This is a genomic window from Rhodococcus sp. NPDC057014 (assembly GCF_042673295.1).
Lineage (GTDB): Bacteria > Actinomycetota > Actinomycetes > Mycobacteriales > Mycobacteriaceae > Rhodococcus_F.
In genome coordinates this window covers 19,139-28,753 of the sequence record NZ_JBHUSF010000090.1, presented here as the reverse complement: position 1 = coordinate 28,753, position 9,615 = coordinate 19,139, and the positions used below count along the sequence as shown (strand labels likewise).

General features: G+C 69.0%; 7 protein-coding genes. 2 read left to right on the top strand and 5 right to left on the bottom strand.

What is annotated here, in order from left to right; genetic code table 11:
* Nucleotides 1–19: 19 nt before the first annotated feature.
* Nucleotides 20–1,291 carry a cutinase family protein gene (locus ACFTZB_RS19300; protein WP_378433563.1) on the bottom strand — a complete coding sequence of 424 codons (1,272 nt, stop codon included), beginning with the start codon at nucleotides 1,289–1,291 and terminating at the stop codon, nucleotides 20–22.
* A 242-nt stretch (nucleotides 1,292–1,533) separates the two neighbouring features.
* Here ACFTZB_RS19300 and ACFTZB_RS19295 point away from each other — a divergent pair, with 242 nt between their 5' ends.
* Together ACFTZB_RS19295 and ACFTZB_RS19290 are read left to right on the top strand one after the other, a co-directional pair.
* Nucleotides 1,534–2,256 carry an FABP family protein gene (locus ACFTZB_RS19295; protein WP_378433562.1) on the top strand — a complete coding sequence of 241 codons (723 nt, stop codon included), beginning with the start codon at nucleotides 1,534–1,536 and terminating at the stop codon, nucleotides 2,254–2,256.
* A 156-nt stretch (nucleotides 2,257–2,412) separates the two neighbouring features.
* A complete protein-coding gene (locus ACFTZB_RS19290; protein WP_378433561.1) occupies nucleotides 2,413–3,465 on the top strand; it encodes a type IV toxin-antitoxin system AbiEi family antitoxin domain-containing protein in 1,053 nt (350 codons plus the stop codon).
* 242 nt (nucleotides 3,466–3,707) lie between these two features.
* On the opposite strand, the gene cydC is transcribed toward ACFTZB_RS19290, so the two are convergent.
* Genes cydC through ACFTZB_RS19270 form a run of 4 tightly spaced genes read right to left on the bottom strand, consistent with a single transcriptional unit; the run spans nucleotide 3,708 to nucleotide 9,607 of the window.
* A complete protein-coding gene (gene cydC / locus ACFTZB_RS19285; RefSeq protein WP_378433560.1) occupies nucleotides 3,708–5,387 on the bottom strand; it encodes a thiol reductant ABC exporter subunit CydC in 1,680 nt (559 codons plus the stop codon).
* The gene (gene cydD / locus ACFTZB_RS19280) at nucleotides 5,377–7,065 is read right to left on the bottom strand and encodes a thiol reductant ABC exporter subunit CydD (protein ID WP_378433559.1); all 1,689 of its coding nucleotides are present in this window, start codon (nucleotides 7,063–7,065) and stop codon (nucleotides 5,377–5,379) included. The genes cydC and cydD overlap by 11 nt, the downstream gene beginning before the upstream one ends.
* Nucleotides 7,062–8,099 (bottom strand): cytochrome d ubiquinol oxidase subunit II, encoded by a 1,038-nt coding sequence (gene cydB / locus ACFTZB_RS19275; protein WP_378433558.1) that lies wholly within the window; start codon nucleotides 8,097–8,099, stop codon nucleotides 7,062–7,064. Before cydB ends, cydD begins: the two co-directional genes overlap by 4 nt.
* A gap of 11 nt (nucleotides 8,100–8,110) precedes the next feature.
* Complete coding sequence (locus ACFTZB_RS19270) at nucleotides 8,111–9,607, bottom strand: cytochrome ubiquinol oxidase subunit I (RefSeq protein WP_378433557.1); 1,497 nt, start codon at nucleotides 9,605–9,607, stop codon at nucleotides 8,111–8,113.
* Between the last annotated feature and the right edge of the window lie 8 nt (nucleotides 9,608–9,615).

The following is a 9,615-nucleotide window of genomic DNA, read 5'->3' as shown; positions in this document are numbered from 1 at the left end:
CTTCGTGCGGCTCCGCCGCCTACTGCTTCTGCGCGAGCGCGGTGATCCAGTCGACGATCTTCTCGCTCTCCCAGTACCAGGGGTCGTTCGGGTTGTTGTTCCAGTAGAACAGGTGCTGAATGAAGCCGAGGAAGATGTACGGCTTGATCACGAGTTCGAAGACGTCCCGGTTGTCCTCGACGAACCCGGGGCCCTCTTTTGCGAGCTTCGCCTTCACGACGTCGGAACCGGGGCCCATCGCCCAGTTCAGCGCCTCGACCATCTGCTCCTGCGACACCTGCGTGTTCCGGTCCGGTCCGTCGGGGTCGTAGGTCCGGTCGGCCACCGTGCGCAGGACGTCGAGGAAGGACTCGTCGGAGGCGAACCAGTCGTCGTGGGTGACGATGTGCACGATCGACCGCGCCGCCATGTTCGTCACCGCGTTCGCGAAGTCGGAGACGGTCTGGCCCGGGTTCAGCAGGGTGAAGTGCAGCTGCCCCAGCACACCGAGCGCCAACTCGAGGACGGCGATCTCCTGCGGCGCGTCGCACGCGATGTCGTAGGGGCGGCACGCGTAGATGATCTTGCCGTCGAGGGCGCCGTAGTCGGCCGGCTCGGAAGACATGAATCCGCCTCCGGGAGGGCCCGGTTCGCCCAGCGACGGGGTGCCCGCCGGGCGGTACGGGTCGCCGACCAGCGCGACACCGGCGATGTCGTCGGCGGTAACCAGAGAATTGCTGTCCCGGTGTCCGAGTTCGCGCGACACCCGTTCGACGACCTCCGCGCCGACGCTGTAACCGAGCAGCACGTACTCGGTGCCGTCGCCGCACTTCGCCTTGCTCTCGTCGAGGATCCTGTTCGTCGACGCCACACCGGCAGCCATCGAATCCTGGTATGTCGGAACAGGTTGCAGCAGACCGAGACCGTACGTGGACGGGTAGGGCACGTACATCCACCCCACCGTCCCCGGCTCGTCCGCGTTCGCCTCGCCGGCCGGCACCGTCACGTTGCCCACCCAGTTCGACCACAGCTGACGGTTCTCGTCAGCCAGAGGGTTGCGGTCCGCCGTCGAGTCGGTAGCACCGGACACCGCGACGATCATGACGTCGGGGCAGTCGGCGGCGTAGTTGTTCGGATCGACACGGTCGGTGTCGTCTTTCCCCGAACCGGCGCTTCCCGACCCTGCACTGCCGGAGTCCGGGGCCGCGACGGCCAGGCCGGGAGCGCCGAACGCGGACACGGTGAGCAGCAGAACCGTCGCCGTGATCGCGGCTCGCGCCAGGCCGGGGAGGGCGGGGCTGGATCGACGCATGGGACCTCCGGGAGGAGCGGGAGACGAGACGACGGCATGAGGATATCCGGAACCGACCGGGTGGTCGCCTTCGAGAAACCGTAGCCGCAGAGACGGTAAGCCGCCTCCCGTTTCGACCGTTCGACGGGTTCGGTTTAGGATGTCACCGTGGTTATCTTCTTCGAGGTACTTCTTGTCCTTGCCGCCGTGTTGATCACGTGGTTCTCGCTCTACACGATCTACCGCCTGGTCACCGACGAGTCGTGAGTCAAACCCCGGACGCAGGCGCAGATCCGCCTTCCGAGCACCCGACTATCAGCGAGCCCGCTGGGGACTCCCCCACCGTGCGTCGTGGTAGCGGTGACGCAGCCGTCGCGGACGCCATCGAGCGTTCCAAGACGACGGCGTCGCGGAACATCCCGCAGCTTCCGGACCTTCCGCTGCCCGAGGACACCGCGAATCTGCGCCTCGGCCCGGATCTGAACAACGAACTTCTCGCGGTCCTGCCGCTCGTGGGTGTCTGGCGCGGTGAAGGGGAAGGCCACGACCCCGACACCGGCGACTACCCCTTCGGGCAGCAGATCATCGTCTCCCACAACGGGGGCAACTACCTCAAGTGGGAATCGCAGACCTGGGTTCTCGACGCCGACGGCGAGTACGTGCGCCCCGACCTCCACGAGACCGGCTTCTGGCGGATCAGCGGAGACGGCATCCCCGGCAGCACCAACGAGGAAGTCGTCGAACTCCTTCTCACCCACAGCTCCGGCATCGTCGAACTCTTCTACGGGCGCGCCCTCACGCAATCGTCGTGGGAACTCGCGACCGACGTCGTGATCCGCAGCACGTCCGGTGTTCTCGTCGGCGGCGCCAAACGTCTCTACGGCATCGTCGAGGGCGGCGACCTCGCGTACGTCGAGGAACGCATCATCGCCGACGGCGAGCTGCGCCCCCATCTCTCCGCGCGGCTGTCCCGCTACGTTGGCTGACTGCGGCTCCGCCGCCCGTGAGTACTTATTAACCACGGGCCGTTAACAAGTACTCACGGCTCGGGTTATCCACAACCTGCCATTCATCCACAGGCCAGTTTGAAATCGGGCCTTCTGGGGCTTTTCCTGTCGGCCGGGTTCCGCACCGTCGCGTCCATGACACCTGCGACGATCGACTTCAAACCCGAGTTCCAACGTGTCCTCGACCACCAGCACGGCCTCGTCACGGCCCGGCAACTGCGTGGGCTGGGCATCACGACCCGGCAGATCCAGCACATGGTGGAGTCGGGCCAGTGGTCGGCGGTTCTGCACGGCGTCTACGCCGTCACCAACGGACCCCTCGATCGGCCGATGATGCTGTGGGCGGCGCTGCTGTTCGGTGGTCCCCGCGCGATTCTCAGCCACCGGACCGCGGCCGAGGAGTGGGCGCTGGTGCGCATCGATCCCGAGGGTCCGATCCACGTCACCGTGCCCTACGGATTGTCCGCGGAGCACCAGGGGCCGACGTATCGCAAGGTCGGACGGCGATCCGACCGCCTGGTTCCCCGCGAGGGCGATCTTCTGCACCCCGGGGTCGTGGTGCACCGGTCCCGCGCGCACGCCCACATCCTCGTCCCGACGCTCCAGCCGCGAACGTCCCTGGCCGACACCGTCGTCGATCTGGCTGTCACGGAGCCGTCGGCGCCGGCGGCCGCGCGAGTCGTCGTGGCGGCTGTCACCGGCAGCAACGTGTCGGTACACGCGCTGCTCCGACGGATCGAGCAGCGTCCGCCGCGCAGATACCGCAGGGCTCTGACCGACGCGCTGACGGGCGTCTCCAGCGGAGTCCAGTCGATTCTGGAGTACCGGTACGCCGTCGACGTCGAACTCGCCTACGGACTGCCGGCCGCCCGGCGACAGTCGCCTGCGCTCGTGGACGGGCACACCCTCTACGAGGACGTGGACTACTCGGACAGCGGCGTTCGGCTGCTCGTGCGGCTGGACGGACTGCGGTACCACGCGTCGAGGTCGGTGGCCTTACGCGACCGGCGTCGCGGCAATGCGGCGGAACTGGCGGGCAAGGCCACGCTGGTCTACGGCTGGGAGGAGGTGACGCGACGCTCGTGTGAGGTCGCGGCGGAGGTGCGGACGGTGCTCGAGCGGGGTGGCTGGAGTGGGTCGAACCCGTGCCCGCGATGCCGTGAGTACTTGTTAACCGCCGGCGGTTAAGAAGTACTCACGGGCGCGAAGCGCACAACGGCCCCCGAGCCTTCCGGTGCTGGTGCACCGGGTCCGATCTGGACCAGACCGGGGGCTCGGGGGCCGGGTAGCTGCCTGGGATTCGCTCGCCGCTCGCGCGGTCAGTGAATTCCGTCAGCGGTAGCGGCTAGCTGGCAGCCACCTCACGTGTCCGTCTGTCATTCAATTTCAGACCACCTCCTTCCTCGTGTACTCAAGAACGTACGCCCCACTCACGGAGTCGGCAACGCATTTTCGCTCTCAGCTTTCTCCACCCGTATCACCAGGTCAGCGCTGGTATCCTGCGGAAGCTGGTGGGTGACGACCACGACGGTGCGCTGCGCGGAGACCAGTCCGCCGTCGCGTGCGAGCAGTCTCCGCAGCAGGTCGGCGCCCGCGTCGGCGTCGAGGTGTTCGGTCGGTTCGTCCAGCAGCAGCACCCGAGCGGGCGACAGCAGCGCCCTGGCGAGGAGCAGTCGGCGACGCTGCCCGCCGGACACCGCCCGGGCACCGCCGGCGAGGGTCGTGTGCACGCCCTCCGGCAGCCCCGCCACCCAGTCCCCGAGCCCGACCGACTCCAGGACGGTCACCGCCGCCGCGGCATCCAGGTCGCCGCGCGCAACGCGCATGTTCTCGAGCACCGACGTGTCGAAGAGGTGCGCGTCCTCCGCGAAGAACCCGACGTTCCGGCGCAGCGCCTCGGACCTGATCTGGTGGAGGTCGATCCCGTCGATCCGGACCGTCCCCGAGACGGGTGGGAGCAACCCGGCGAGCGTCATCAGGGTGGTGGTCTTCCCGGACCCGCTGCCCCCGACGATCGCGACCCGGGCACCCGGCCGCAGGTCGAGGTCGAGCGAGGCGGTGATCTGCCCTCCGGGCCAGCCGCACCGCAGGTCCTTCGCGACCACTTCCGCCGGTCCGTCGAGGTCCCGGTCTCCGGGGTGCGGATCCGCGACGGCGGCGTCGAGCACGGCGAGGATGCGGCGGGACGCGATACGGGCCCGCGTCAGCGCGACCGCTGCGGCGGGCAGTGCCGCGGTGGCCTCGAACGCGGACAGCGGCAGCAGCACGAGGATGCCCATCGCCATCGGGCTCATGGTCCCCGACGAGTACAGGTCCATGCCGATGATCAGGGACGCGATGACGCTCACCCCCACGGCCAGCGGTGTGGCGGCGTCCGCGAACGCGCTGGGTGCGGCGGCGCGGTCGGTGGCCGAGACCGCGGCGTGCTCCGCGTCGACGGCCCGCGACACGGCGCGGTCGAGGCGGCCTGCCACGCGCAGTTCCGCGGCGTGATCGAGGGCGGTGACGGCGTCCTCGCTGAACCGGGCGCGCGCCTGCGCCCCCGACGTCTCGGCGAGGCGGGCGGCCCGCGCGGACAACCAGGGCGCCGCGACCCCCGACACCGCGAGCGCGACCGCGAGCACGAGCGCCGCGGCCGGCGAGATCACCGCGAGGATGCCGACGGCGGCCACGGCCAGGACGACGGCCACGGCGATCGGGACGAGGGCGCGGACCACGACGTCCCCCAAGGTGTCGACGTCGGCACCGGTGCGCGCGAGGAGTTCGCCGCGGCGCAGTCCGGCCGCGGCCGCGGGGTCTCCGTCGGCGAGCCGCTGGTACAGCCGGGTGCGGGCGGACGTGGTGCCGCGCAGGGCCGTGTCGTGGGTGGCCAGCCGCTCGAGGTAGCGGAAGACGCCGCGGGAGATGCCCAGAGCCCGCACCGCCACGACGGCCACGCTGAGGTCGAGGACGGGTGGCATCTGCCATGCCCTCGTGATCAACCAGGCCGACAGCGCCGCCAGCGCGAGGGCACTGCCCAGGGTCGCGACTCCGGCGGCGACGGCCCTCGCCACCCGCCCCGGTTGCAGGTCGAGGAGCGGCAGCGCCCGGAGCAGCGGGTCACGCGACATCGGCGCTCACCTCGATCACCCGGTCGGCGGCGGCGAGCACGGCCGGGCGATGCCCCACCATCACGACCGTCCGGCCGGCGACGGCCAGGCTGCGGAGGGAATCGAGCACGGTCCGCTCCGACGCGTCGTCGAGGTGTGCGGTGGGCTCGTCGAGCACCAGGACCGGACGCCGGGTGGCCAGCACCCGGGTCAGTGCGAGCCGTTGCCGCTGTCCGAGCGACAGTCCCGTTCCCCCGGAACCGACACTCGTGTTCCAGCCGTCGGGGAGTTCGGCGAGGACCTCGTCGAAACCCGTGGCCGCGCAGGCCTGTTCGAGGTCGACGACGTCGCCGATGAGCCGGAGGTTCTCGTCGAGGGTGCCGGGAACGAGGACGGGGTGCTGCGGCAGCCACGCCACCTGCGACCACCACGCGGACCGGTCGAGCGAACTCACGGGGACGCCCGCGACCCGCACCTGTCCGCCCGCGGGTTCGACGAGGCCGAGGAGCGCGTGCACCGCAGTCGATTTCCCGGACCCGTTGGGTCCGGTCAGCACGGTCACCGCGCCGGGTTCGACGGTCCCGGACAGTCCGTGCGGCGCCAGGCCGCGGCGCGACGCGACGTCCACGTCGTCGAACTCGAGGCGCGCCCCGGTGGCGTCCACCACGACCGCACCGTCGGCCGGGTCGGGACGATCGGCATCGATGACCGCGAAGGCCCTGCTCGCGGCGGCCATTCCGTCCTCGGCGGCGTGGAACTGGGTTCCGACCATCCGCAGCGGGAGGTACACCTCGGGGGCGAGGATCAGTGCCACGATCCCGGCTTCGAGTTCCATGCCCCCGTAGACCAGCCGGAGCCCGATGCTCACGGCAACGAGCGCGACGCAGAGGGTGGCGAGCAGTTCCAGCACCATCGAGGAGAGGAACGCCACCCGCAGCGCCGACATCGTGGTGCGGCGGTGTGCGTCGCCGAGTTCGCGCACCCGCGTCGCCGGGCCCTGCTCGCGGCCGAGGGCGCGGAGCGTGGGCAGGCCGGCCAGCAGGTCGAGCAGTTGCGAGGACAGCGTGGTCATCGCGGTCAGCGTCTTGACGGCCTTGCCCCTGGTGAGCAGGCCGATGAGGATCATGAAGACCGGGATGAGCGGCAGCGTGACGACGATGATGGCCGCCGATGTCAGATCCTGGAATGCGATGACCGCCAACGTCGCCGGCGTGAGTGTGCCCGCGAGGACCAGGGCGGGGAGATACCCGGTGAGGTACGGCACGAGTCCGTCGATGCCGCGGGTGAGGACGGTCGCGATCTCGTCGCGCCGCGGGTCGAGTGCGCGCGGCCGCATCCGGGTCGCGACACCGAGCACCTCGCCCTTCAGTTCCGCCACGACCCGCGACGCGGACCGGTGCGCGAACCGGGACTGCGTCCAGGTGCCGAGCACCCGGATCCCCACCGCGGCCGCGAGGACCGTCAGTTCGGTGGACCACCGCCCGAGGTCGGTGGCGTCGTCGACGATGACGCCACCGAGCACCCGGCCGATCACGATCGCCGACACGATGACCATCGCGACGTTGACGATCGACAGGCCGACCGTGAGGACGAGATACCCGCGGGCCGCCGCCGAGTACCGCCACAGGCGGGGATCGACGGGGCGCCGGGAACCACGCTCCCCGGCGGGGCGGGGTGCGTCGCCGACCGCTGTGCTCATCTGCGCTCGAGCGGGAGACCGATCGACGGCGGGATGTGCTTGGTCGAGATCCGTTGACGGAACACCCAGTACGTCCAGCCCTGGTAGATCAGCACCACCGGGGTGAGGAAGGCGGCGGCCCACGTCATCACCTTCAGCGTGTACGGGCTCGACGACGCGTTCTCGATCGTCAGGCTGTACGCAGCGTCCAGTGTGGACGGCATGACGTCGGGGAACAGCGAACCGAACAGCAGGGCCACGGTGCCGATGACGGCGATCGACGTGAGCGCGAACGCCCACCCCTCACGTTCGACGCGGGTCAACGCGACGACCCCGAGGAGGGCGGCGGCCGCGGCCACCACGAGGACCCACGTCCAGCCCGTGCCGTACGCCAACTGTGTCCACAGCACGAACGCGCCTGCCACCGGAACGGCGGGGATCGCCAGCCGGGACGCCAGTTCGACGGCGTCCGTGCGCACTTCGTCGGCCGTCTTCAGGGCGAGGAACACCGCGCCGTGCAGCGCGAACACGAGCGCGGTCGTCAGACCGCCCAGCAGCGCATACGGATTGAGCAGGTCGAAGAGGCCGGAGGTGACCTGCTTGTCGGCGTCGATGTCGACGCCTCGCACGATGTTCGCGAACGCGACGCCCCACAGCACCGCGGGCACCCAGGACCCGAAGACGATGCCCCAGTCGCAGCGCCGGCGCCAGGTGTCGTCGTCGATCTTGCCGCGGTACTCGATGGCGCAGATCCGGACGATGAGGGCGACGAGGATGATCAGCAGCGGCAGGTAGAAGCCGGAGAACAGGGTGGCGTACCACTCGGGGAACGCCGCGAACAGGGCTCCGCCGCCGGTGATGAGCCACACCTCGTTGCCGTCCCACACGGGGCCGATCGTGTTGAGCACCACCCGCCGCCGCGTGTCCCCGTCCGGGTCCTTGCGCCTGCCCAGCACCGGCATGAGCATGCCGACGCCGAAATCGAATCCCTCGAGGACGAAGTACCCGATGAAGAGCACCGCGATCAGGATGAACCACACTTCTTGAAGTCCCATGACCGTCTCCCCTAGTACGCGAACGAGAGTTGCTCGGGCTTGCCCGGTTCTTCGGGCTCGTCGTGGCCGTCACCCGGTGGATGCGCGTCGTGTTCGAGCGGTCCCTCCACCGTGTAGCGGCGGATCAGCGTGAACCACACGACGGCCAGGGCACCGTAGACCACGGTGAACGTGATGAGCGACACCCACACGGTCCATGCCGAATGATGCGAGACACCTTGGTCGACAGTCAGTCTGATCATGTCGACACCGGTCGGGTTGGGTGCCACGACCCACGGCTGGCGGCCCATCTCGGTGAACACCCAGCCCGCGCTGTTGCCGAGGAACGGCGTCGGGATGACCGCGATCGACAACCAGCCGAACCATTTCTTGTCCGGGACGCGACCGCCGCGGGTCATCCACAAGCCGACGACGGCGAGCAGGGCCGACCCGGCAGCCCAGCCGATCATCGCGCGGAACGTCCAGTAGGTGACGAACAGGTTGGGCTTGTAGTTGCCGGGTCCGTACAGCTCCTCGTAGCGGGCCTGGATCTCGGTGACGCCCTCGACGGTGGAGTCGAACGTTCCGTCGGCCAGGAACGAGGTGAGTCCGGGAATCTTGATGAGCTGGGTGATGCTCTCGCAGTTGTTCTGGGTGCCGACGGTGAGGATGGAGAAATCGGCACCGGTTTCGGTGTGGCACAGCGATTCGGCCGACGCCATCTTCATGGGCTGCTGTTCGAACATCAGCTTGCCCTGGATGTCTCCGGTGATCGCGAGTCCGACGCCGGAGGCGACCATCACCCACAGCGCGAGGATCGTGACCGGACGGAACATCGTCCTCGCGGTCTCCTCGTGCTTCTTCGCCACCTCCGGTTCGGTGGCGTCCTTCGCCCTGCGCATGCTGCGCACCATCCACCAGCCGCCGACGCCGGCCACGAACGTGCCCGCGGTGAGGAATGCCCCGGACACGACGTGCGGGAAGGCCGCGAGGGCGGTGTTGTTGGTGAGCAGCGCCCAGATGCTCGTGAGCTCTGCGCGCCCGGTCTCGGGGTTGTAGATCGCTCCGACCGGGTGCTGCATGAACGAGTTGGCGGCGATGATGAAGAACGCGGACGCGTTCACACCGATCGCGACGAGCCAGATGGTGGCGAGGTGGACGAGTTTGGGCAGCCTGCCCCAACCGAAGATCCAGAGCCCGAGGAACGTCGACTCGAGGAAGAACGCGACCAGGCCTTCGAGGGCGAGGGGGGCGCCGAACACGTCGCCGACGAATCGCGAGTACTCGCTCCAGTTCATCCCGAACTGGAATTCCTGCACGATGCCGGTGGCGACGCCGAGCGCGAAGTTGATCAGGAAGAGCTTCCCGAAGAACTTGGTGAGTCGATACCAGTGGGTTTTACCGGTGACCACCCACATCGTCTGCATGACGGCGATGAGCGGGGCGAGCCCGATCGTCAGCGGAACGAGGATGAAGTGATAGACGGTGGTTATGCCGAACTGCCACCGGGAGACGTCCAAGGCATCCATGGCTACTC

Bases quoted from the DNA above. Each gene is read 5' to 3' on its own strand.
- ACFTZB_RS19290 (WP_378433561.1), top strand. From the start codon at position 2,413: ATGACACCTGCGACGATCGACTTCAAACCCGAGTTCCAACGTGTCCTC.
- cydB (WP_378433558.1), bottom strand. From the start codon at position 8,099: ATGGGACTTCAAGAAGTGTGGTTCATCCTGATCGCGGTGCTCTTCATC.
- ACFTZB_RS19270 (WP_378433557.1), bottom strand. From the start codon at position 9,607: ATGGATGCCTTGGACGTCTCCCGGTGGCAGTTCGGCATAACCACCGTC.
- ACFTZB_RS19300 (WP_378433563.1), bottom strand. From the start codon at position 1,291: ATGCGTCGATCCAGCCCCGCCCTCCCCGGCCTGGCGCGAGCCGCGATC.
- cydD (WP_378433559.1), bottom strand. From the start codon at position 7,065: ATGAGCACAGCGGTCGGCGACGCACCCCGCCCCGCCGGGGAGCGTGGT.
- cydC (WP_378433560.1), bottom strand. From the start codon at position 5,387: ATGTCGCGTGACCCGCTGCTCCGGGCGCTGCCGCTCCTCGACCTGCAA.